The following is a 455-nucleotide window of genomic DNA, read 5'->3' on the forward strand; positions in this document are numbered from 1 at the left end:
CGGGTAAAGGGCGTAGCTCTGAAAGACCATGCCGATGCCGCGCTCGCTCGGCTCCAGCCAGGTGACGTTGCGCCCCTTGATCCAGACCTGCCCGTCCGTCGGCTCCAGCAGCCCGGCGATGCAGTTCAGCAGCGTGGACTTGCCGCAGCCCGAGGAGCCGAGGAGGACCAGGAACTCCCCCTCGGCGATGTCGAGGTTGAGGTCCTTCAGCACGCTGACCGCCCCGAAGTCGAGGTCCAGCGAGCGGATGCGCACGGACGGCGCGGCCATGCGGTCGAGCGTCGGCGCCCCGATCGCGCTCATCCCTTCACCGCGCCCGCCGCGATGCCGCGCACGAACAGCTTGCCCGAGGCGAAGTAGACGGCGAGCGGCACGAGGCCGGTCAGCAGCGTCGCGGCCATGTTCACGTTGTATTCCTTCACGCCCTGCACCGAGTTGACGATGTTGTTGAGCTG

Annotated in this window: 1 protein-coding gene; it reads right to left on the reverse strand. The window is 67.9% G+C overall.

What is annotated here, in order from left to right; genetic code table 11:
• The coding region (locus tag D7Y13_RS42700) for an ATP-binding cassette domain-containing protein (protein WP_279637204.1) at window positions 1–303 on the reverse strand (303 nt) is incomplete at its 3' end.
• Window positions 304–455: the final 152 nt, after the last annotated feature.

The sequence above is a fragment of the Corallococcus praedator genome, assembly GCF_003612125.1.
Lineage (GTDB): Bacteria > Myxococcota > Myxococcia > Myxococcales > Myxococcaceae > Corallococcus > Corallococcus praedator.